Genomic DNA, 24,290 nt, shown 5'->3' on the forward strand with positions numbered 1-24,290 from the left:
CCCTGCAAAAACCCCATTGGGGCACCGTATTTTGCGGTGCCCGACTGCCGTGCGCGATCAGTCAATGACCAGCACGCGCTCGTTCAGAATACGACGGCAATCCATTTCGTATTCCAGATCGACCACGGGCGGGCGGGCCAGATGCCAGCCCAGTCCCTTCTGAATGGCGCCACGCCGAGCCAGTTCGCTTGCCATAAAGGCATGCACATCATGCACGGTATAAGCATGCGTGGCCGTTGTATCGGCCCACTCGAAACCCAGCACCTGCATGCGGCGCTCCATTTCATCCAGAACCCACTCCGCTTTCTTGAGCATGCCCTGTGGCGACACATCCCGATACGCCACCACCAGATGCTCGTCATCGCCATCTACTTCCGGCACTTCGCAACTGCCAGAAATCACAAACGTCGACTCTTCGATATCCGTTTCCACCGTGTAGCTGAAAGCATAAAAACTAGGCTCGGCAGGCGCGCCGACCAGAGGCGACACATTGCAGCGCGCCACTGGATTATGTTTGCCCTTGATCAGGCCCCAATCGCTCAGCGTCTGCACATAGGTTTCGTTAAAGCTGCTGAAATCGGCTGCATTGGCCGGCTCGGGCGAGCGCAGTTCGCAGGCGCACAAGGCCGTCAGCGGCCTTTCTTCGGCCTCCAGCACGGCCTGGATGATGGCAAAGCCCTCATTCAAAGGGACCGGTTCGGAAAACACCACACGGCAGATTTCGTAACCGGGCTGCGCGGCCACACCGGCCGAATATCGATGCACCCCTGTCGGGACGAAGCGGTAATTGCCCTTGTCAAATACCAACGCTTTATTCATTGTCATTCCTGATTCTGTGGCGGGCACGCTGCCCTGCCTTAAGTTCGCTGCCTGCCACCGCGCGGCGCGCAAGCGGGCACTATAGCACCGTCCAAACGCAAAAAAGGCCGATGTGCAGTTCGATTACAACAGTCGCACCCAAGCCCGGCCTGCGGCCATAAAACTGTCTTGTACGGCACACACAATGACGCTTTTTCCTGTGTCCTGCAGCCACTGGGTACAATGGGCAGCGTCGGTGCCGGCGCGCCCGACTCCGCCCCGAGCCCCTGCCAGCCCAACGGAGTGTCAATGCCATTAAACCAGACCGCCATCGCTCTTGATCTGCTGGCCCATCCGGCCGACCTGGTCCAGACCTTGAATCAACTCGAGCGCAATCAGGCCGTGCCGGCCGTACGCGCCCTGGACGACGAGCGCCTGCACGCCGTGCTGGAACGCCCCGAACTGCGCTGGGCCACCGACATGCTGGTCGATGCCGCGCGCCAGCAGCGCGGCACCATGCTCGAAGGCCTGGCCGAAGACCGCATGGCCGACCTGCTGCAAGATCTGGATGCCAAAGAACGAGACAGCATCCTGGCGCTCCTGTCGCAGCCCACCCGCACCTCTATATTGCAGCTGATGCACTATCCGGCCGACACCGCCGGCGGCATCATGACCACCGAATTCCTGCAAGTGCCCATAGACTGGAACGTGGAGCAAACCTTGCAACATATACGCCAGGTCGAAAGTTCGCGCGAAACGGTCTATGCCATTTACGTCGTGAACGAGCACAAACAACTGCGTTTCGTAATTCCCCTGCGCAAGCTGGTATGCGCGCCCGCCCAGGCTGCGCTGACCGATCTGTGGCGCGGCGAAACGCCGGTTACCGTCCCGGCCTACGCCGACAAAGAGGCGGTGGCGCAGATCATACGCCGGCACGACTACCTGGCCGTGCCGGTGGTGGACGACGAAAACGTCATCATCGGCATTGTCACGGTCGACGACGTCATCGACGCGCTGATGGATGAAGCCGCCGAAGACATGAACCGCTTTGGCGGAGCCGAATCCATCGGCAAGCCCTATCTGCAGGCCGGTTTCTGGACCATGATACGCAAGCGTGGCGGCTGGCTGGCCGCCTTGTTCCTGGGCGAGATGCTGACGGCCAGCGCCATGCAACATTACGAATTCCAGCTGGAAAAAGCAGTGGTGCTGGCCATGTTCATTCCGCTTATCATGAGCTCGGGCGGCAACTCGGGCTCGCAAGCCACCTCTTTATTGATCCGTGGCCTGGCCCTGGGCGATGTGCGCCTGGGTGATTGGTGGCGCGTGCTGCTGCGCGAACTGCCGGCCGGCATTGTGTTGGGCACCCTGCTGGGCGCGGTCGGCTTTGTCCGCATCGAACTCTGGCAGCACCTGGGTCTGTACGATTATGGCGAGCATTCGCTGCTGATCGCCTTCACGATCTGGCTGGCCCTGATCGGCATCGTCACCTTCGGTTCCTGCATCGGCTCCATGCTGCCTTTTTTGCTGCAGCGCGTCGGCTTTGATCCGGCCAGCGCCTCGGCCCCGCTGGTGGCAACGCTGGTGGATGTGCTTGGCCTGGTCATCTATTTTTCGGTTGCGGCCCTGCTTTTGACAGGAACATTGCTCTAAATCGCACCTTACGCGTCATATAGGGCAAAAAAATCAAACATTTGTAAAAATCTTCTGTAACATACGTTCGCAGTTTCATACACCCGAGGGACGCTTTTGCGAAAACTCCCTCTGTATCAGGAATAAAGCAAGGCAACGCCGGCTTTTACGGACCCATGCAGATACTCGAACAGTTCTTCATTCGCGCCGACCAGACGGCCCCTTTTTTGATCGGCAGTCACAACACCGGCCTGGTCATTCTGTCCTTGCTGGTCGCGATATTTTCGTCCGGCATGGCCTTGCAGACCGCCCATATCGCTCGCATGGCCGACCTGCGCCTGCACCGGCAAATTGCCATCTGCACCGGCGCAGTCGCGCTGGGCGGCGGCATCTGGACCATGCATTTCATCGGCATGCTGGCCTTCGAATTATGCACCCCCGTTCATTACGACCCGACACTGACGATTCTGTCCGTCATCCCCAGTGTCGGCGCATCCTGGGTCGCGTTACAGATACTGTCGCAAGCACGCGTGCAGCGTTCGCACCTGATCATGGGGGGCGTGCTGGTGGGGCTGGGCATAGGCACCATGCATTACAGCGGCATGGCGGCCATGCGCATGGCCGCCGTCCTGAAGTACGAACCCATCATGTTCGGGGTATCCATTCTGGTCGCCGTGGTCTTGGCCATCCTGGCGCTGTGGATACGCTTTAGGCTGCACAGAACGGGCCTGACCCTGCTACAGCGAATCGTGATCAGCGGCATCATCATGGGCCTGGCCATCGCCGGCACGCACTATACCGGCATGGCCGCCGCCCGCTTTATCGGCGAACCGAGCCAGCCGGAAAGCATGATCATGTTCAACGCCACCTTCGCCTCGCTGGCGCTGTCCACCTTCACCATCACTGTCACGGTGCTGGTCACCGCCGCCAATGGCCTGCTGCGCTACCGTCAACTATTTCTGAAGATGGAAGAAAGCGAATCGCACATCCGCGCCATCGTCGACACGGCGGTCGACGGCATCATCACGATTAACAGCCGCGGTGCCATCCAGGACTTCAATCATTCCGCCGAGCGCCTGTTCGGCTGGAAGGCAGGTGAAGTGCTGGGGCGCAACATCAATATTCTGATGCCCGAGCCGGACCATTCGCGCCACGATGGCTATCTGGCCAACTATCTGCGCTCGAACGACCCCAAGATCATCGGCGTGGGGCGGGATGTTACCGGCCTGCGCAAAGACGGCAGTCTGATGCCCATGCGCCTGGCCGTAGGCAAGGTGCCCCAACCGGGCGATCCGCTGTTCGTGGGCTTTGTCTCGGATATGAGCGATTACAAGGCCATGGCCATGTCCCTGCGCGAAACAGCAGAACGCGCCGAACAGGCCGCACAGGCCAAGACCGCCTTTCTGGCCAACATGAGCCACGAAATCCGCACCCCCTTAAACGCCATCATCGGATTTTCCGAACTGCTTCTACGCAGCACGTTAAATCCCCAGCAAAACAAACATTTATCCATCGTGCGCAACTCGGCCCGTTCGCTGCTGGGCCTGCTGAACGACATTCTGGATACCACCAAACTGGAGCGCGGCTCGGTCGAACTGGAAAACATCGACTTTTCCCTGAAAGATCTGTGCAGCCAGGTCGTAGCCTCGCTGCGCCTGGCTGCCGAGGCCAAGCACCTGGAGTTCCGGCTGCACTGCGCCGACGATCTACAGGACTACTACCGGGGAGATCCGCTGCGCATCCAGCAAGTGCTCAACAACCTGATCGGCAATGCCATCAAGTTTACTGAACAAGGCTCAGTGCATGTCGATGTTCTCAGCAGCCCCGACGGCGTCACCATACAGGTGCGCGATACCGGCATAGGCATGACGCCCGAGCAATTGCAGCATGTGTTTGCACCCTTTGCGCAAGCCGATGTCTCCATCAGCCGCCGCTTTGGCGGAACCGGCCTGGGCATCACCATCGCCCGCCAACTGATCGAGCTGATGCATGGCAAACTCGATGTCAGCAGCGAACTGGGCCAAGGCAGCATGTTCCAGATGACCGTGCCGCTACAAGCCGGCGCACCGCCGGCCGACACGACGGACGATGACGCCCTGCCCCATGTGCCGCCTTTGCGCATACTGGTTGCCGACGATGTCGCCCTGAACCAGGAATTGCTGACGCTAGCCCTGGAGCAACACAACCATACCGTCACCGTCGCCAGCAACGGCCATGAAGCACTGAAGAAATTGCAGCAGGAACACTTCGATCTGGCCTTGCTCGATGTACACATGCCCGATCTGGACGGGCTGGAAACGGCACGTCGCTGGCGCGCCCTGGAACAACAGGAAAACCGCAAAACCCTGCCGCTGATCGCCCTGACCGCCAGCGTCATGGAATCGGACCGGCGCGCCGCCCGCGATGCCGGTATGAACGGCTTTGCCACCAAGCCACTGGATATGCCCCGCCTGCTGCTGGAAATCGCCCAGGTTCTGGGGCTGGATAGCTCACAACCCGACAGACAGACATCAGGTGCTGCCAATCTGAACCTGATCGACTGGGAAGCCGGGACACGACTATGGGGGTCGCAAGAACGCCTGCGCCGCGCCATCCTTAATTTTCTGTCCGACCTGGCCACCCGCTACCCCTTAAGCGAAGCCAGCCTGGAACAACCCAACTGGGAAATCGTCCTGAGCAGCCTGCATGGCATACGGGGCACGGCCGGCAATCTGGGCCTGACGCCGGTCTGCACCCTGGCGGGCGAACTGGAGGACAAGATCCGCCGTGGCGAAACCCGCCACGCCCGCGACCGCATCTACCGTCTGCAAGATGTTCTAAACAGCGTGGCGTTGGAGCTGAACCTGCACAAGGACACAGCCCCGGTCCAAGCAACAAGCGCCGCAGCAGCACTGACGCCGGCACAGGCCCTGATGTGCCTGCGCAATCTGCAAGACAGCCTGCAGCGCAGCGAACTGGACGAGAACGCCTTCCAAGCGGTCTGCCAGCACCTGGACGGCCAAGGCCAAATCACCACCTTATCGAGTCTGAACAAAGCCATTGATGCGTTTGACTTTGAGCTGGCCAGTTCCATACTTGCCGGGCTGATTGCCGAACTGAACGCCACTCTGGCAACCGACCCCAAGCACCATGACTGACTTCACTGTGCCTCGACCTACCTTGCTGCTGGTCGACGACGAACCGGCTAACCTGCAGATCCTGCGGCACACGCTGCAAAACGACTACAGGCTGCTTTTTGCCAAAGACGGTGCCAAAGCACTGGAACTGGCCCAGCGGGACCTGCCCGAACTGATCCTGCTGGACATCATGATGCCCAAGCTGTCCGGCTACGATGTCTGTCGGGAGCTCAAGGCCAACCCGCTGACCCAAGGCATTCCCGTTATCTTTGTCACCGCTCTGTCACAAGCGCACGACGAGCAGTTGGGCTTTGACCTGGGAGCCGTGGACTACGTCGCCAAACCGTTCAACCCCTCTATTTTGCGCGCACGCATCCGCAATCACCTGTCTTTGGTACAGATGAAGGAGCTGCGCGAAAGTCGTCTGCAGATCGTACGCTGCCTGGGCGTGGCGGCGGAGTACAAAGATAATGAAACCGGCCGGCACGTTATCCGCATCAGCCACTACGCCCGCATTATGGCCCGCTGGGCCGGATATTCTGAAGAAGCTGCCGACGAATTGCTGCATGCCGCGCCCATGCACGACATCGGCAAGATCGGCATCCCGGACGCCATCTTGCAAAAACCCGGCAAACTGGACGACGCCGAATGGGAAATCATGCGCACTCATACGCTGATCGGGGCGCGCATCATCGGCCATCACTCGCACGGCATGCTCAAGCTGGCACGCGCGATTGCGCTGTACCACCACGAAAAATGGGATGGCAGCGGCTACCCCTACGGCCTGAAAGGCGAAGATATCCCTCTGCCGGCACGCATCGTGGCCATTGTCGATGTCTTTGACGCACTGACCAGCGAACGCCCCTACAAACGCGCATGGAGCGTACAGGACGCTGTTGCGCACATCTACAGCGAATCGGGCAAGCACTTTGATCCTGCCTTGATCGCACTGCTGGAAAAATGCCTGCCCGAAATGCTGGAGATCAAGCAAAAATGGGCTGACGACGCCGACGAACCGACGATCTAAGCGAGCAGGGCCTTTCGGCGCAGGCGGCAAGGCCCATGAGCGAAGGGCCTGCCTTGGTCCGCCATCATTGCCCGTCCGGGTCCTGCGCCGTGTGCAGCCAGCGCTGCGCCGGATGCAAGCTGATGCCATGCGCCCGCAGCCGGCGCAGCACGTCAAGCATCAGTTTGCTGCGCACGCGCCGCTGCTGACGCATACTGGCCAAGAAACAACGCATGCCAAAAGCCAGCCCATCGCCCTGAATACCGTCGCAAAACAATTGCGCCGGCGGATCAGCCAGAATTTCAATCTGTTCCGCGACGGCCTGTTGCAACAATTCCATGACCAGATCAGCGTCCACATCCAAGGGCAGGATCAACCGCGTCTCCACGGCCCCCAAAGAGGCGGGAGTGTAAGTCAGATTACGTACCTGCCGCCCCACCATGTCGGCGTTGGGCACCATCAACATGCTGCGGTCAAAACGCTCGACATAGGTCGCCCGCATACGAATTTCGCGCACATTGCCCTCGCTGCCATCGACCTCCACCCAATCCCCTACCTTCACCGGACGCTCCAGCATCAGAATCAGGCCGGAAGCAAAGTTCTGCACAAGACCACGCAGACCAAAACCCACGCCGACGGTTAGCGCGGTAAAAATCCAGGTCACCGACTCGATCGGCACCCCCAGCATAGACAGGCAGACCACCACCAGCACGAAATACGCCGCATAACTTAAAGAGGCCACAATCGCGTTCTGCAACCCCGGCTCCAGGGTCGTAGTAGGCATGAAGCGACGGCGCAGCCAGATGCGCAACATTCTGATGAACAGCACGCCCGCCAGGAGCACACCCAGCGCAATCAACCACAGATCCAGGCGCCATTGCACCGCCCCCAGGCGCAACACTTCGCGCGACACATCCAGCCCCGACTCCAGCATCTGCTTGGGTGCGCTCAGCCAATCCGAACTGATGACCCACACCGTCAGGGCCAGGACAGACAGACGCGCCGCCGCAAACAGCACAACAATCAGTTGGCTCTGCGCACGGGATTGCCCCGAATCCGCATCACGCTGCCGGGCCTGGACATGAGCCAGCAAACTATCGCCCATGTCCTGCAACAACACCATCAGCAAGTAGCCCAGCAGGCCAAACAGCAAGGCCATAGACATGAAATGCGAAATCAGATCGTCCGCCAGACCCTGCCAGCCGCCCAGAAAAGTCAACAAAGCCAAGGAGTAGACCGCGATCGCTCCGTAGTAGGCCAGACGCGCCCAGGAATAGGCTCGTTCACCCGGCTCGGGCCCTTGCCCTGCCGGGGCAAGAAAACGCTCGGCCCGCACCCCCCACAAGGCGTAGGCAAACAAGAGCAGGTACAGGGTCGTTACCACGCCCTCGAGCGATTGCACAAAAATATCGGACAAGCTCAAGACCTCCTTGAAGGCCTCGGCCAGAAACTCGATATACACCAACACCAGAAAAAGATAGGGAAAAAAGCGCAGCCGGGCCTGCCCCCGGTCCGACACAGGCAACAAACGCCAGGAACTGCGCGGCTGAAACAACACCGCCTGCATCACGGCCAGCACCAACGCCCCCGTCAATGCAGCAAACTGCCCGTACGCCAGCAAGGCATACTGCCTTTCGGACAAACCAGGCCTATCGAGCGCGATCTGCACAAGCTCTTTGCCCAGCACCCAGACCATGCCCAGCCAGACCAACAGATTGCCCATCGCCAGAGCAGAGCGCCGCAAGCGGCCGCCCGGCACAAAACGGGCGACCAGACCGGGCAAGGCCTTGAGCATGACACTGCCCACCAGTAACGCAGCCAAAGCCAGCCAGAGCGAACCGTCGCCCTGATGCCACGGTTGGCGCCAGCTTGCGCGCCACTCCTGCCAATACTCGACCCATTGTTCCTTATCGGAAAGCCACGTTTGACGCAACAGGGGAACGCCTTCCAGAAACAGCAGCGAAGGCACCCGCTGCCAGCGTTTTTCATTCTCCAGCCGGCGTCCCGTATCTTTCAAAAGCTGGCGAGCCTGATCGGCTTCCACCTGGACCAGACGGGCCAGCTTCAGATCGGCCCGCACTGCCGCTTCGGCACGTCGCAGTTGATCCCGCTCGGCCCGCACCTGTTCAGGTTCGATCTCTCCGGCACTCTCCTGGCCCAGCTCCTGCAAGCGCGCCTGCAGGAAACGACTACGCTGCTCTAACTGACGCACAGCGCGTACCGCTATCCCTAACACCTCATCCAGGTTGCTGTCCTGCTGGCTAATATCCGCCACCCGCAAGCCACGCGTATCATCCAGACGCAATTGCACCAAGCGCACCGTGTCCTGGGCTTGTTGCAGACTTAACTTCAGTTCCCGATCGGCGGGACCGTCCAGCACCGGCTGCGCCTGCGCCGCAAACGCCGTCCACAGGCATAGGCACAGCACCAGCCACACTCCACGCAAGACCGTCATATGCGTCCCTTTATGATGTTGCCTAATCCACCTGTTCAAGAACCTGCGGCCATAGGGCCATTCGTTTCTGCCGCCGGCGCGCTGGCCGCCGGCACAGTCGGCAGGACCGACATAGTCTGCGTATGGTGCAGTACCAGCCGGTTCTGGCGCAAGCGATCCAGAATCTCGAACATCAGCGCGCTGCGCGTCTTGGCCGAGTTACGTGGCGAGGACACAAAGCTGCTGGCCGTGAACACCAGCCCATTGGCATCGAAGCCGTCCAAGGTAACGCCCGGTGCCGGGTCCTCGAGCACGTCCGGATGATCCTGCATCGCGCTGAGCATGATATCGCGCACGCGTTTAGCATCCGTGTCGATAGGCATATTGATTTTGACATTGACCACACCCAAGGGATTGGTCAAGGTGACATTGCGCACCGGCTTGGTAATAAATTCCGAATTGGGCACGATCAAGGTAGAACGGTCGAACATTTCAATTTCCGTGGCGCGCGCATTGATCTTGCGCACATTGCCCTCGACCCCGTTCAGGCTGACCCAATCTCCTACTTTGATCGGACGTTCGGCCAGCAAAATCAGACCGGACACAAAGTTCTGCACCACCGCCTGCAAGCCAAAACCGATGCCCACCGACAAAGCCGAAATAATCCAGGCCATGCGCTCCAGGCCTATGCCCAGCGAGGAAATCGTCATGGCGAACACCACGAAATACCCCACATAACTGAACAGATTGGCCGTGGACACACGCATGCCGGCATCGATACGGGTAGCGGGCAGCAATTGATTGGTCATCCAGCGCTGCAAGACCTTGACGGCAAACATGCCCACCAGCAACACCAGCAACGCCGCCAGCACCGAGCCGGGCTTGATCTGCACCTGACCGATGGAGAATCCTGTCAGCAAAAAGCCCAGACGACGTTGCAGCCATTCAGCCGGATCTTCGCCAAACGGCAACAGAACCAGAGTCACCGCCGCCACGATCAAGCTCAGGCGAATCGCCCCCGACAACAGGATCACCACCTGGCTGCGGGCGCGCACCTGCGAATTGGAGAGCTCGTTAGCAGCGCGCTTATCCTTGAACTGCAGCAACAGGCTGTTGCCTATATCGCCCACAAGAGCGACCAGCACATAGCAGGTGCAGATCACCATGCTCAGCCACAGCGTTTCCTGCACGATCAGACTGCTCAGCGCAATGTAGCCCAGCAGCAAGGCCAACAAGCCCGCCGCAATGACGATACCCAATACCAACGGCACAGACCGGAACCAACTGTTGACCCGCGCAACAGGTTTGGTCCCGTCCGGGTCGGCAGAATCCGCCTGCGCAGAAGGCACGCGCAAACCCTGGTTCAGATTCCAGGCCGCAAAAGCCAGCAACATGCTCAAGGTCAGTGTGTTGAAACTGTTGACCAGCAAGGCCGAGCTAAGGGTGGCGTTGACCAGCCCCAGCAATTGTTGGGACATCCAGGTCAGGGTGACCATCACCCCCAAGGCCAGCGGCAGCCAGGCCAGCTTGGTGGCCACATCGCCAGGAATCGGCGGTAAACGCCAACTGGGCCGCTGCGGTGCCAGCAATACCCGGCCCATACCGGTGACAAAGCCGCCAAAATACAAGGAAAACAAGCACTTGGACACAAAGTTGTCCAGCTCGACGGGCAGATCACCCTGCCATTGCAACAAATTAACGACAATGGCCCCCAACAAACCAGGCGTCAGCGTGTACAGCACAATCAAGGCTGCGGCATAGAACGAACGCCGCAACCGCGATGGTTTGGTATGGTTAATGGTAAAACCGGCCAGGCCACGGGACAGAAAGAAGGCTGCGCCCATCAGCAGCAACGCCAATATCCCGGCCAGCCAGAACTCGCGGGCGGGCGCATCAACCATGCGCTTTTCAACATCGTTCACCATGCGCTGCACACGCGCCAGATCCCCCGGCAGGTCGCGCTGCACCATACTCCAGAAACGAGGCGTCAGTATGGACTGTGAGCGGCGTCCCAACTCGGCCTGAAACATCTGGCGGCGCTGCTGGGACACCTGATCCATGCCTTGCCGGGCCTCCACACCGATCAAACGAGCCAGCTTGATCTGACCATCCAGGTTGGACTGGGCCTGCTGCAATTGCGTGCGTTGACGGGCGATGTCCTCGGATTCAGCCGCCTGCTCGTCCAGCGGCCCTAATTGGGTCAGCCGCGCATCCACGCTGGCCAGCTCCGGCTCCAGCCGGGTCCCGATATCCTGGGCCTGCTCCTGGGCGTCATTCAGGCTGTTGCGCAGCTCCACCAGATCGGTATCGCTCAGGCCATCGGGCTTTTGCAAACGCCCTTGTACCTTCTGCAAGGTCTGGCGCAAGCCGTCCAGGGCCTTGCCGGCCTCCTCTACCTGAAGCGCCGTCGGCTCGGCAGCCTGCGCCCCCCCTCCCAGGGAAAGACCAAGAAAGCAAACACACAACAGGGCGCAAAGCCCCAGGCGGCGCAAGAACTGCATCGGAACGGCTCCAGTATCCGGCATCGCCGCTCCGGCCCCGGCATAGGAACCCGTCGATACGGCGAAGTAAAAACATGCACAGAATACTCAAGAATCGTGTCGATCGCGCTACCCGATGAAACCAGGAGCATATCTTTTTGGCTCTATGGCCACGATCGGGGCTGGCACAGGCGGGCTTCGCCCTCGTAGACCAGGTAAAACGTCGTCCTCTTTTCTTTGCCAGCCGTGCAGCAGGTCGGCGTGGCTGGCCAAGAAAACAGCATCGCTGTCCTACCCCTTAGCGGATCTGCTGCGCCACCATAAAGCCCGACGCTCCCGCCAGCCCGGGCCCTGGATGGGTAGACGCACCAATGTGATACACATTTTTGTACGGTGTGCGGTGCGCGCGGGCCCCCTGGGTGCTGGCAAAAGGCCGCATCCAAAAAAACTGGTCGGGGGAGCACACACCCGAATACGGATCGCCGCCCACCAGATTGCAATTGATCTTTTCAAGATCAGCCGGAGACAGAACCTTGACGCCGATGATCTGCTGACGCAGACCGGGCATGACCGCTTCCAGTTGATCGATAATGCGTTCGCTGACTGCATCACGCACCGCATCTGTCCACTGCCCATCAGCCGGAACGGCGATCTTGCGGGCGGCATCGCCACGTAGGCGGGCAGGCATATCCTGCATCTGCATCCACAAAATCCACTTGCCCGAGGGCGCGCGGCCTGGGTCCACCGCGCAAGGCTGACCAATCGCCACCGTCGGCTTGGCCGGGATCAAGCCATTATTGGCCTGTGCCACGCTCATGCTGACATCTTCCAGGCCATCGGACAGATGCAGCAGCGGCACTTTCAGCAATTCCGGGTCGCTCCAGTTGGGCACGCCGTCCAAGGCAATATGGATCTGCATATCGCCACGCCCGAAGCGATACGCCTGCGCCTGTTCGCGCACCGCCGCCGGCGCGCCGGGCAATAGACGTCCATATAGCTGCGGCGGCGTTACATTGCACACCACGGCCTCGCTGGCCTCGTAGATCCTGCCGCCGGCGCGCACGCCGCTGGCTTTCTGGCCGTCCAACACAATTTGCTCGACTTCCGTATTTAACAGAATGCGTCCGCCGGCTTTTTCGACGATGGCGCACAGCGCGCGCACCAGATTCTGCCCGCCGCCCTTGACCACCGGCATGCCACCGGCCACCACCGCTGCGAAGGTCAGTTTACCGATCAGGGCCGAACTGGCATCGTCCGGTCCCAGCCCCGAATGCAAGACCCAGGGGGCCATCATGCCGCGCACACGATTGTCTTGGATTTCGCGCTCCGCCCAGCGACGAAAGGACTCCAGCGACTCGCGGCCATACTGCACCATGCCGTCCAAGCGGCGTTTGCGCCACTGCGAAAACAACAAACCCAACAAGCCGCGGCTGTAAGGCTCCGACCCCAGCAAGCCAAAGGTCAGCGCGGCATCGCGCTCGAACAGTTGGCTGGCCATCTGTCCAAAGGCGGCCCCATCGCCCGCCGCAAAGTCATTGATGCGCTGCACCGCATCGCCCACGTCGCGGCGCAAGGCCAGGCCCCGGCCATCGCTCCCCACCACGCCGGTGGTATACCCATTATCCAGAAACTCCACGCCGTGGGCCGCCAGATCATCCTTCAGGCGCGCATAAGCGGCACCGGAGGTAAACAAGGGATACCAGGACGACAAGACTTCGTGCGTAAAGCCGGGAAACAGTTCTTCTGTGCGTATGCAGCCCCCGGCCCTGTCATTGCGCTCGATGATCAGCACTCGCTTGCCGCGCTGCGCCAACAAAGCCGCGCAAACCAGGGAATTGATGCCACTGCCCACCACCACCACGGCATGCCGTTCATTCTTTTTTTCGCTTGTCATCCTGCATCCTTATTCTTGTTGCCCACAATGGGCCAGGCTTTTTGTACCCTATTTCGCTGCGTCTCAGCCAGCGTGCCGCTGCGCCCAGGCCTCAAACCAATGCCGTGGCGAACGCCCCTGGTCGGGCCCCAATACGGAAAAGCCGCCGTCCACGGGCAGATCCACACCCGTCATCCAGGACGCCGCGCCCGACACGGCAAACAGCACCGCCTGGGCCACTTCCTGACCCGACCCCACCCGGCCCAGTGGGTGTACCTGTGCGCCCACCTGATCGGCCCGTTCGCGCGATCCAGCGGCCATGCTTTGCGTGGCCGGCGACCAGGTCCAGGCCGGCGACACGGTCAGAACACGGATGCCGGCCGGCGCCAACTCCACCGCCAGGCTCTTGGTCAGCTGCAAAATGGCCGCCTTGGACGCCGGATACAGCGCCCGTCCGGCAACCCCGAATTTGCCGCCCGTACTGCCCATATTGATGATGACCCCACCCTGCCCCATATACGCACTGGCCTTCTGCGCCAAAATGGCGCTCGACACCAGGTTCACGTCCAAAGTCTCGTGCCACAACGCCCGGCTGGAGGCCAGCCCCTGGTCGCCATAGCTGCAGGCATTGTTGACCAGAATATCGATGCGCCCGGTCTGTTCCAGGGCCAACTGCACACAGGCATCCAATTGTGCATCGTCACGGATGTCGGCATGCAGAAAATGCGCCCGGCCCACGGCGTTCAGGCGCGCCAACGTCGCCTGGCCCTGCTCTTGCCCCAAGCCCACCATCAAGACCCAGGCACCAGCACCGCACAGGGCCAAGGCAATGTCGGCACCCAAACCTTGACTGGCACCGGTCACAATGGCGACCTTGCCCTGCAAGTTAACGGAAAAATCCTGCTCCATCTTATCCCCCTGTGGCAACTAGCCGCCAAAGACCGCGTCCCAATCTTCCTGCTGGTCGATATCGGCAATCAGGCTCATACTGGCCAGCGACGCCTCGTGCGTGCCGGGCGGCGCAGCGCAGGCCGTGGCGGCCACCGCCACCTCGAAGCCCATGTCCACGGCATGACGCACCGTGCTCTCGACAACAGAATGCGTCGCCACGCCGGCCACAACCAGCCTGTCCACACCCAGACGACGCAGCACCGGTTCCAAGGAAGAGCCGAAAAACGCATTGATGCGGGTGTGATGCACCTCGAACTCCTGCGGCAAAGGCTCAAGCCCCGTGTAGAAGTCCGCCCCCCAACTGCCCACCTGCATGGCCCCGATACGCTGCACATTGCGCAAAATGGGCGCATTGGTCAGCAAATCGGCGTAATCAGGCCGGTAACCGACCCGCACATGCACCACCGGCACGCCGCGCGCCCTGGCCTGAGCCAGCAAGCGGCCTGCAGCGGCAATCAGTTGCTGACGCTGCGGGCTGTCGGCCGTCAGGCCGACCCGGATACGGCCATCCGCATGCAAGACATCGTTCTGGTAATGCAAGGCCAGCAAGGCCGTGCGCCCGCCCATCAGATATACACCTGAATGGCGCCGTGCACCGCATCGCGGTCCACCAGATTGACTTGCTTCATGCGCAGCTTCCAGCCGCCGTCCTCTTGCGCTTGCAGCTTATGGATCAGCGAACCGACGCGGTGCACCGGCTCCTTGCCGCGCCACTCCATCGAATGGAAAGCGGAGCGCACCACCAGATAGCCATCGGGATCGGTGCCGTCTATCATCACATTGCTCACGACGCGACACGACTGCGTCACCGGCTGCTGGGACCAGTTGCGGCTGTTTTCCAGCCGACGGATACGCAGTTCGCGCAACAGTTTGTTCTCCCAGCACAGCGAAATATGTTCGTAGGGGCTGGTCTGATCGAAACTGTGCGGCACCCAGTACATCCCGTCCTCGGTCCACAGATCCAGCCACTCTGGCCAGCGGCGCTCGTCCAACAGGCGGGCCTCGTGGTAGATGTACTGCTCCACGGCACGGCTGGCCTGCGGATTCAGATTCACAGGCGCAACGCGGTCCACCCCTACATCAAAATCGATATCAAACAGCATGACGTCTCTCCTTGCTCAAGCCATGGTCATGAATTTTTTCCAGGCGCGAAACTGGTTGCGCATGGGCAATTCGCTGGTGCCGTTGGTCGCCACCATGCCGCCTTCTATCGGTTTGTCCGTGCCGTTATAACGGTGCATGCTGATCCAGTCGCCGCCGCGCGTCAGATTCCCTTCCTGGCAACGGCCATACACTTCAATATCGTCCGGCATCACGTTAGAGGACGGCGAATTGATCAGATTGGCATACATCAGCCCACGCTTATAGATCTCGTCCGGAGCCCCTTTCAGGCGAAACAGCTGAATCTCCACATGCGTGCGGTCCACCGCCACCGGGCGGATCACGCGAAACTGCTGGAACACCGTATGCGGCGAGCCACTGCCGTAGATAATGGTGTTGTGGCGATTCTGGCCCAAAATGCCTAGCGCCTTCTCTTCGCCGTACGCATCCTTCAAGGTCTCGAAATGCGCCTTGGATACCGGGTCGGTTTCGATGGCGCCGGGATTGAAGATGCCTTCCATATAGCCGTGGCCATTCTCGAAGGCATACAGGTCCAGCTTTTCCCAGAAGCCATACGGTTCGCCGTTGCCATCCATAATGTGCAGCTCCAGCGGCATGGAACCGTAATCCTGGGCCTGCTCGCGCGCCGCCACATACGACGATTCGTGCGTGACATTAGCGTGCATGGTGTCGTGCAGATTCTCGTAGAACACTTTCCAGTTCGAGGGTTGCCAAACCTTGAAGGTGCCGCCCACCACTTCCACTTCCCCGACCGGGGAGCGATCGCACATATTGTCGATGGACGTAATCACATGCCCCAGGAACTCGCCCAGATCCGGGCCCTCGGCGCTCTGGTTGGCAAACACAAAGCCACGGTAGCTTTCCACCCTGGCCACGCGGCGCATGGAAAAGTCCGGATGTTTGGGATCGAAACAAGTGCCTTCAAAACCATTTTTCATGGGTGCGGCCAAATGCTGGCCATCCAGCTTGAAGGTCCAGGCATGGTAGGGGCAGCGAAAGAACTTGCCCGTATTACCGCAACCTTCGGCCACGACCTTGGCCCCTTTGTGCGGGCAGCGGTTATACAGCACATACACTTTCTTGTCGCTGCCGCGCACCATAATCACTTCCTGACCGCCCAGCGATGTCGTGTGGTAGTCACCGGGATTGGGCACCTGACTGTCATGCCCCACATAAATCCAGGCACGTCCGTAAATCCGCTCCATTTCCAGCCGGAAAATCTCGGGATCGGTATAGACCGACTTATGCACACTGTCCTCGCGCACCAGCGCGGCCAGGTCTTCGTTGCTGTAACTCATGGTTCTCTCCTTGGAGCCGGGCCCGTTCAGGCACCCTTTTTATTGCCGTCCATCTTGCACTGCGGGGCAAAATGGTCCTGGAATTGCTCGAACACGGTAGACACGATCTTGTTGCTCATCTGGCCCTGCGCATTGGGAGCCACTTCGCGCATGTAATAGGTCTGCACCGGGTACTGGTTATGGTTAAAGGCGAAGGCACCACGCACCGATTCAAACGGGGCGCGCCGCAAGGCCTGGCGCATGGCCTGGCGGTCGTGTGCCGCCTTGGGATCGGCTTTCAGCGCGCCGTCCAGCAAACGGGCCGCATCATAGCCCTGGGCCGCGTACATGGACGGCAAACGACCATACGTCTGCTGAAAATCGTTGACAAACCGCTGGTTGGCGGCATTGTCCAGATCCGGCGACCACTGGGCGGCGTTGGCCATGCCTTTCATGGAGTCGCCAATGGCCGCAATCGTGTCCTGATCGGCAGAAAAACCGGGGGTATACACCGCCATCTGACTGGACAGCCCCGAATTGACCAATTGCTTGATGAACGCCACGCCCATGCCACCGGGCAGAAAGAAAAACACCGAATCTGCGCCCGAGGCCCGCATTTGGGCCAGTTCGGCGGCAAAATCCACCTGCCCCAGCTTGACATAGACTTCGTCGGCGATCTCGCCCTTGAAGGTGCGTTTGAACCCCTCGATGGACTCGCGCCCGCCCGGATAATTGGGGGCAATCAGGTACACCTTCTTGTGCGCCTGGTCGGTCACATATTTGCCCATCGCCGCCGGAATATCCTCGTTCTGCCAGGACACGGCAAAGAAATTGGGATTGCAACGCTCGCCGGCGTAATCGGCCGGGCCGGTATTGGCCGAAATATAAATGGTGTCGCTGTTCAGAATCGTGGGCATGACCGGCAGCAACACATTAGAAAAAGCCATGCCGGTAATGACATCGACCTTGTCGCGCTTGATCAGACGCTCCACGGCCTGACGCCCTTCCATCGGCTTTTGCTGGTCATCCACCACCGTCACCGCCGTGTCGATGCCGCCCAGCTTGCCGTCCGCGTGCTTGACGCCCAGCTCGAAACCATCGCGGATCTCCGAACCGATGGCCGCGCCCGGCCCCGACAAGGTAGTCAACAGCCCCACCTTGAATACATCCTGCCCCCAGGCTGCGGAACTGGCCGCCGCCAGCGCCACAGCGCCCATACAGCCCGCAAATCGCTTGTTCATGCGTGTCTCCGTCCTTGATCTTGAATAGAAAACTGCTACGTAAAGACGTCAATTCACAGCTTGGCCCCAATCTGCTAACGTGCGGGAAAAGGACTTACTGTTTTAAGTTTGAAATACATTAGGCCACAGACAGGCCATCGGGCTATCCGGATGTGGCAACACACATCCAGATCCGGCAGAAATTAGGAGACACATCATGCAAGCGTGGTTCATGTCGGGGTTAGCTCCCCTGCAGCGCAGCGCGCCGCGCTTTCAGTCACATTGCCCGGACCAGACCCGCAGCGAAACCGCCGGCGTGCTGACCGAGCATCGCCTGACCTGGAACGGCGGTCAGGTGGACGCCTCGTTGCGCTACGCAAAAAGCCACAGCTTTTCCTTTGTGCTGCTTAAATACGGCGCGGCGGTGCAGGTATCGCCGGGGGCGCTGGAAGATTTCCTGCTGTTTCAGGTGCCCATCCAAGGACACTCCTGTATCCGGGTCGGCCGCGAACGGGTGCGTGCCGACCCCAACACAGCCAGCGTCATCTCGCCGTCCCTGCCTTTGGAGCTGGACTGGGAACAAGGCTGCGAACAATTCCTGATCAAGATCCCGCGTGTACGCCTGGAAGAAGTCGCGCGCACGCAGCTGGACCTGACGCTGGACAGGCCCATTGAATTTGCCGCCACACTGGCACTGGATTCGCCACAAGGGCGCGCCTGGCAACATCAGGTGGGCAGTCTGCTGGCCTATGGATCGGAGCCGCCGCCCGAACTGGACAGTTGGCTGCGCCAGGTAGAGGACAATCTGCTGCTGCACCTGTTTCATACCCAGCCGAGTAACTACAGCCGGCAATTGCATCTGGGCAGCGCGCCCGCCGGTTCGCGCCGTGTGCAACGGGCCGAAGACTTTATGCGCGCCCATCTGGATCAGGTGCTGACGCTGGACGACATTGCGCAGGCCGCCTGCGTCAGCGTACGCAGCCTGACCCAGGCCTTTCGCAGCGAACGCGGCCAAAGCCCCATGCAATTTCTAAAGCAACTACGGCTGGAAGCCGCCCACGCCGCCTTGCAACATGCGGCACCCGACGCCTTAGTAGGGGATCTGGCCCTGCGGGTGGGCTTTAACCACCTGGGACGTTTTTGCGCCGACTACAAGATGCGATTCGGCTGCACCCCGTCCCAGACACTCAATGGTTGATACGGCCCGACAGCTGGTATAAACCGCCATCCAGCCGCAGGCCTTATTCCTCCAGCGCGTCGCCGGGCACCCACAGACGACCGTCGAACAAGCGGCGCGCTGTTCGGTAGAACGAACCGGCGCGGGCCTGCCATTGGTCCCCGTCGCGCTCCACCTGCGCGCCCACCGTCAACACGCCCGACGGCATGCCCAGACGCAAGGGGCCCGACGGAGCCACCGATGCCGACAGACACTGTGCCGGCAGGCTGCCCGTCATGCGGGCGGCCACCGCCGTACACAAGGAGATGGTCAAGGGTAAAGCGCGGTGCGGCTGCCCGTTGGATATTACCCGGGCCACCAGATCGATATCGCCCGCCGCAATGGTGTCGCCCGACAAGGTAGGGCTGTCCTGCGCCGGGGCCACGATGCATACAAAAGGCACAATGCGGATCTGGCGCGCGGCGTCCTCGTCCGGCGCAATGCCCATGCGCACCGAAGCCTGCACACGGATGGCATCCAGGCGCTCCAGTACCTGTGGCTGGGACTCCAGCCAATCGGGCAGCTCCAGCCCCGTCAGGCCCACATCAGCGGCGCGCACAAACACCGCTGCATTGGCGGCATCCACCAGCGACACTTCAATGCGCCCCACGCCAGGCACATCCAGCCATTCGGTCAATTGTCCGGTCGGCAACAAAGCCCCTGTGGACGCACCGCCCGGCTCGACAAAATCCAGGCGGATCGGCGAACCCGTGCCGCCCACTCCCGGAATGGCCAGATCGCCGTCGTAGCGCGGCTGGCCGTCCTGCACCAGAAAACGCGCATGAATGATTTTTTGCGTGTTGGTATTGAAAATCCGCACGCAGGCCTCGCCATCCTGCGCCTGCACCAATCCTTCTTCTACAGCAAACGGTCCGACGGCCGAGCTCATATTGCCGCAATTGCCGCGATAGTCCACCTTTTGCTCTTTAATGGACACCTGCGCAAAGGTGTAGTCCACATCGGCCTCGGGGTGGCTGGATGGGCCTATGATGCACACTTTGGACAACGAGGACACCCCCCCGCCCATGCCATCGAGCTGTCGTCCATACGGATCGGGCGAGCCCATCGCCGCCGCAAACAGCGGCGTCCAATCGTCACGATCGGCAGGCAGATCACGGGCGTGCAGCATCAGCGCCTTGCTGGTGCCGCCACGCATGAATACAGCAGGGAGGGATTTCTGTTTCATCGTCATTCCTGGTGCTTGGCTTGCGCCGTTAATAAATGCCCCCAAAAGGGGTTGTTGTACCTTGGGTGATGCGGCATGCCGACGGCCCGGAGGTAACACAATCCGATCAACGCTATCGTGCGGCGCGCTGCAATTGCTGCACTTTTTCGTGACTGGCGTTGCCCAGGTGGCGTGCCAGCAGCTCGGCCGCCTGGGCACGTTCACCGCGCTCCAATAAGTCCAGAATCGCCAGATGCTCCAGGCACTGGCGACGGATACGATCCCGGTCTATGGTTTCCTGATATTCGAGCAAGCGGCGCAACTGATTCTGACGCGTCACCGTCTGGGCAATAAAGCGATTGCCCGACAACGATGCCAAGGCTTCGTGGAATGTGGCATTGGCTTGATACATTTCGGCATGCCCGGCATGACGCCAGCCACCGTCGGCCAAGGCCTGCTGCTGCAAGCGCACCCGCTGGAGCACGGCGCTATCGATGGCAAAATCGGGCAGCAGCATGGCGGCCGGCTCCAGCATCTGACGCAAGGCATAACTTTCCGCGCAGGCCTGAGGGCCATCGATCATAGGCAGAAAAGACCAGCCCTTACTGGCGCGCTGCTCCATCCAACCTTCATTGGCGGCACGCGCCAAAATACGGCGCAAACGCTCGCGCGTCAGGCCGTAGCGGCGCATGGCATCATTTTCCGACAGCGTCTCGCCCCACGAACCGGACAATTTATCGCGCGCCAACTGCAAATAGACTTCGTCGTCCTGGCTGGCACCCAGTTCGTGCTCTACAACCCCAAGCTCGTCCGCGCCTTTCAGCAAAAAAACACCGCGTCGGGGCGGCTGCGCGCCCACAATGCCTTTCTCGGCCAGATACGCCAGGGCCGCCCGCACCGGCGAGCGCGACGCGCCCAGCGCCTGCGCCAAGGATTGCTCGGTCAAATGATGCCCGGCCGGCAAATGGCCTGCTCGTACATAATCGAGCAAGCGGTGTGCCAGCGTCAGGTGCAAAGCATTAAATTCGCTTTTCATACAAACCTATTCATGCAAGCGCCGGACGAAAAGACGCTGTGTGCCTACAGACGGCTCCCCATTTCTCTTGGCCAGACTAAAAACCAGAACGAAGCGTTGCCTTTTCATTGTATTATATACAAACAAAATACAATTTATTGGTTCTATCTGGCCTCCAGGCACCATTTATGCGCCTGGCTCTTCACGGTAACGCCGGTCCGCCCTTCCGGCCTTTTCTGTACGGATGCATTGCTTGCCATGTCTCAGACTCCACGCCTAGAAACCCTGTCCATCCAGGGCCGCACCCTGCGCTACGTGCCTATCGGCCATATTGACGGCATCGACACCCTGCCCTATTCGCTGCGCGTCCTGCTGGAAAACCTCTGTCGTCAGCACGCCGTGCGCGGCGCGGACGTAGATACAGAGATCCGTTCCCTGCTGGAGCGCAAAGTGGGCGACGGCATTACCTTCTACCCCGCCCGCGTATTTGGTCAGGACATTCTGGGTCTGGTCATGCTACTGGACATGGCGGCACTACGCGAAGGCGTGCAGGCGGCCGGCGGGGATGCCAGCCGCGTACGCCCGCAAGTGCCGATCGACGTCATCATCGACCACTCCCTGCAAGTCGACAGCTGGGCTAACCCGCAGGCGGCAGACATCAATCTGGCCCGCGAATACCAGCGCAACGGCGAACGCTTTGCCTTTTTGCGCTGGTGCTCCAGCAATTTCGACGGGGTCAAAGTAGTGCCGCCCGGCAAGGGCATCATGCACCAGTTGCACATCGAGCACATAGGTCAGGTCGTCTGGGCCGAACAAGCCGACGGCGGCGAACTGGTCTACCCGGACAGTTGCGTGGGCACCGACAGCCACACGCCCATGGTCAATGGCCTGGGCATTCTGGGCTGGGGCGTGGGCGGCATCGAAGCCGAAGCCGTCATGGTGGGCCTGCCGGTCGCCATCGCCCTGCCCGCCGTAGTGGGTATCGAACTGACCGGTTCCCTACAAGACGGCGTGCTGCCCACCGATCTGGTGCTGGTCATTACCCAGAAGCTGCGCGAACTGGGCGTGGTCGGGAAATTCGTGGAGTTCTTCGGCCCCAGCGTCGATCAGCTTTCGCTGGGCGACCGAGGCATGATCGCCAATATGGCCCCCGAATACGGGGCCACCGCCGTGTTCTTTCCCATCGACCAGGCCGCCCTGGACTATATGCACATGACCGGCCGCCCTCAAGCGCAGATCGACCTGGTCGAACAGTACAGCAAGGCGCAAAAACTGTGGCGCGACCCCCAGGCTCCCGCCCCGGTGTACGACACCGTGCTGAAACTGGACCTGGGCAGCATCAAACCCAGCCTGGCCGGCCCCAGCAACCCCGAAGACCATCTGGACCTGGACACCGCCGCCCAGCAGTTTCCGGCGCACCACCAGAAAATCGCCGGTCGCCCTTATGACCCGCAACGCGCCGTGCCCGTACAAGGCGAAGATTTCGCCCTGCGCGACGGCGATGTGGTCATCGCGGCCATCACCTCCTGTACCAATACCGCCAACCCCGCCAATATGATGGCGGCCGGTCTGTTGGCCCGCAATGCCGTGGCCCGCGGCCTGCGCAGCAAGCCTTGGGTCAAGACCTCGCTGGTGCCCGGCAGCCAGGTCACCGCCGATGTCTTGCAACTCGCCCAGTTGCAAGACAGCCTGGATGCCCTGGGCTTTAACATCGCCGGCTTTGGCTGCACCACCTGCAACGGCGGCTCCGGCCCGCTGCCGCCCAACATTGTTCAGGCCATCGAATCGGAAAAAATGGTGGCCGCCGCCGTACTGTCGGGCAACCGCAACTTTGAAGGCCGCATCCACGCCAACGTGCGTGCCGCCTATCTGGCTTCGCCCGCATTGGTCGTAGCGTACGCTCTGGCGGGCAATATGAATGTGGACCTGACCCGCGAGCCGCTGGGCCAGGACGAGCAAGGCCAAGACGTTTACCTGAGCGATATCTGGCCCAAGGCCGCCCAAGTCCAGCAAGCCATTCACGGTGCCTACGAACGGGATCTGTTCATCGAGCGCTACGCCGAACTGTACGACGGCGGCCAACCCTGGGATGCGTTGGCGCGCGAAGGCAATGGCGGCCACTACCCCTGGGAAGCGGACAGCACCTACATCCGCAAACCGCCTTATTTCGACGGCCTGCAGCGCGAACCCGCGCCTGTGAAGAACCTGAGCGGCCTGCGCCCGCTGGCCATTCTGGGCGACTCCATCACCACGGATCACATCTCGCCATCCGGCTCCATCAGCATGGGCACACCCGCAGCCGATTTCCTGCTGTCCAAGGGGGTCGCCCAGAAAGACTTCAACAACTACACCACGCGTCGCGCCAACCACGAAGTGGTCAAGCGGGCGACTTTCGCCAATATCCGCCTGCGCAATAAAATCGTGCCCGGCGTGGAAGGCGGCATCACCAAGGTCATGCCGGACGGCGAGGTCATGCGCATTTTCGAGGCTGCACAGACCTATCAGGAGCGTCAGGTGCCGCTGCTGGTCATCGCGGGCAAAAACTACGGTTGTGGTTCCTCGCGCGACTCAGCCGCCAAAGGACCTGCCCTGCTGGGCGTCAAAGCCGTGGTGGCCGAAGGCTTCGAGCGCATCCACCGCACCAATCTGGTCGGTATGGGCGTGCTGCCGCTGCAATTTCAGGACGGCGTCAATGCCGATACCCTGGAGCTGGACGGCACAGAAGTCTTTGGCGTGCGCGGGCTGGAAGAAAACCTGGGCGTGCGCTCACAGGCCGAACTGCTGATCCAGCGCCTGGACGGCAGTCAGCAGGCCGTGCCGGTCACGGTGCGTCTGGATACGGTCGAAGACGTCGAATACTGGCGTCACGGTGGCATCCTGCCGCGCGTCTGGCGCTCTTACCTGCAGGACTGATCGTCCTTGGACGGCAGGCCCGGATTGCGGCCCAGACAATGGGAACAGCGCACCGCGGCCTGCCCGTCCGGTTCA

General features: G+C 60.8%; 16 protein-coding genes. 5 read left to right on the plus strand and 11 right to left on the minus strand.

The annotated features are described in order from the left end of the window. Positions 1-57: 57 nt before the first annotated feature. The gene (gene cnbZ / locus AADW57_RS10905) at positions 58-819 is read right to left on the minus strand and encodes a 2-amino-5-chloromuconate deaminase CnbZ (RefSeq protein WP_341666920.1); all 762 of its coding nucleotides are present in this window, start codon (positions 817-819) and stop codon (positions 58-60) included. 288 nt (positions 820-1,107) lie between these two features. On the opposite strand from cnbZ, the gene mgtE reads away from it, so the two are divergent. The 3 genes from mgtE (at position 1,108) to AADW57_RS10920 (ending at position 6,570) form a co-directional block, all read left to right on the plus strand. After that, on the plus strand, positions 1,108-2,448 hold the full coding sequence (mgtE, locus tag AADW57_RS10910) for a magnesium transporter (protein WP_341666921.1): 1,341 nt from the start codon (positions 1,108-1,110) through the stop codon (positions 2,446-2,448). A gap of 155 nt (positions 2,449-2,603) precedes the next feature. Continuing rightward, positions 2,604-5,564, plus strand: a complete 2,961-nt coding sequence (locus AADW57_RS10915) for an MHYT domain-containing protein (RefSeq protein ID WP_341666922.1) — start codon at positions 2,604-2,606, stop codon at positions 5,562-5,564. Further along, positions 5,557-6,570 (plus strand): HD-GYP domain-containing protein, encoded by a 1,014-nt coding sequence (locus AADW57_RS10920; RefSeq protein WP_341666923.1) that lies wholly within the window; start codon positions 5,557-5,559, stop codon positions 6,568-6,570. Before AADW57_RS10915 ends, AADW57_RS10920 begins: the two co-directional genes overlap by 8 nt. Before the next feature lie 64 nt (positions 6,571-6,634). Here AADW57_RS10920 and AADW57_RS10925 read toward each other — a convergent pair whose 3' ends face one another. From AADW57_RS10925 to AADW57_RS10960, 8 genes are all read right to left on the minus strand, one after another. Further along, the gene (locus AADW57_RS10925) at positions 6,635-9,004 is read right to left on the minus strand and encodes a mechanosensitive ion channel family protein (RefSeq protein WP_341666924.1); all 2,370 of its coding nucleotides are present in this window, start codon (positions 9,002-9,004) and stop codon (positions 6,635-6,637) included. 35 nt (positions 9,005-9,039) lie between these two features. Next, positions 9,040-11,508, minus strand: a complete 2,469-nt coding sequence (locus AADW57_RS10930) for a DUF3772 domain-containing protein (protein ID WP_341666925.1) — start codon at positions 11,506-11,508, stop codon at positions 9,040-9,042. Between the two features lie 253 nt (positions 11,509-11,761). Next, the gene (locus tag AADW57_RS10935) at positions 11,762-13,357 is read right to left on the minus strand and encodes a phytoene desaturase family protein (protein WP_341666926.1); all 1,596 of its coding nucleotides are present in this window, start codon (positions 13,355-13,357) and stop codon (positions 11,762-11,764) included. 63 nt (positions 13,358-13,420) lie between these two features. Continuing rightward, positions 13,421-14,245 carry an SDR family oxidoreductase gene (locus AADW57_RS10940; RefSeq protein ID WP_341666927.1) on the minus strand — a complete coding sequence of 275 codons (825 nt, stop codon included), beginning with the start codon at positions 14,243-14,245 and terminating at the stop codon, positions 13,421-13,423. Between the two features lie 18 nt (positions 14,246-14,263). Then, positions 14,264-14,854, minus strand: a complete 591-nt coding sequence (locus AADW57_RS10945) for a cysteine hydrolase family protein (protein ID WP_341666928.1) — start codon at positions 14,852-14,854, stop codon at positions 14,264-14,266. Further along, positions 14,854-15,390 (minus strand): aromatic-ring-hydroxylating dioxygenase subunit beta, encoded by a 537-nt coding sequence (locus AADW57_RS10950; protein ID WP_341666929.1) that lies wholly within the window; start codon positions 15,388-15,390, stop codon positions 14,854-14,856. Before AADW57_RS10950 ends, AADW57_RS10945 begins: the two co-directional genes overlap by 1 nt. Before the next feature lie 15 nt (positions 15,391-15,405). Next, positions 15,406-16,707 (minus strand): aromatic ring-hydroxylating dioxygenase subunit alpha, encoded by a 1,302-nt coding sequence (locus AADW57_RS10955; RefSeq protein ID WP_341666930.1) that lies wholly within the window; start codon positions 16,705-16,707, stop codon positions 15,406-15,408. A gap of 26 nt (positions 16,708-16,733) precedes the next feature. Further along, positions 16,734-17,927 carry an ABC transporter substrate-binding protein gene (locus AADW57_RS10960; RefSeq protein ID WP_341666931.1) on the minus strand — a complete coding sequence of 398 codons (1,194 nt, stop codon included), beginning with the start codon at positions 17,925-17,927 and terminating at the stop codon, positions 16,734-16,736. A 196-nt stretch (positions 17,928-18,123) separates the two neighbouring features. Between AADW57_RS10960 and AADW57_RS10965 the strand changes: the two genes are divergently transcribed. Then, on the plus strand, positions 18,124-19,104 hold the full coding sequence (locus AADW57_RS10965; RefSeq protein WP_341666932.1) for an AraC family transcriptional regulator: 981 nt from the start codon (positions 18,124-18,126) through the stop codon (positions 19,102-19,104). Between the two features lie 43 nt (positions 19,105-19,147). Here the strand turns inward: AADW57_RS10965 and AADW57_RS10970 are convergent, their stop codons facing one another. After that, entirely contained in the window at positions 19,148-20,308 is a 1,161-nt protein-coding gene (locus AADW57_RS10970) for a 2-methylaconitate cis-trans isomerase PrpF family protein (RefSeq protein ID WP_341666933.1), read from the minus strand. Between the two features lie 112 nt (positions 20,309-20,420). Further along, positions 20,421-21,323: a GntR family transcriptional regulator gene (locus AADW57_RS10975; RefSeq protein ID WP_341666934.1), complete on the minus strand. Its 903-nt coding sequence runs from the start codon at positions 21,321-21,323 to the stop codon at positions 20,421-20,423. A gap of 237 nt (positions 21,324-21,560) precedes the next feature. Between AADW57_RS10975 and acnA the strand changes: the two genes are divergently transcribed. Next, a complete protein-coding gene (gene acnA, locus AADW57_RS10980; RefSeq protein ID WP_341666935.1) occupies positions 21,561-24,215 on the plus strand; it encodes an aconitate hydratase AcnA in 2,655 nt (884 codons plus the stop codon). The last annotated feature ends 75 nt before the right edge of the window (positions 24,216-24,290 follow it).

The organism is Alcaligenes sp. SDU_A2 (assembly GCF_038237375.1).
GTDB lineage: Bacteria > Pseudomonadota > Gammaproteobacteria > Burkholderiales > Burkholderiaceae_B > Alcaligenes.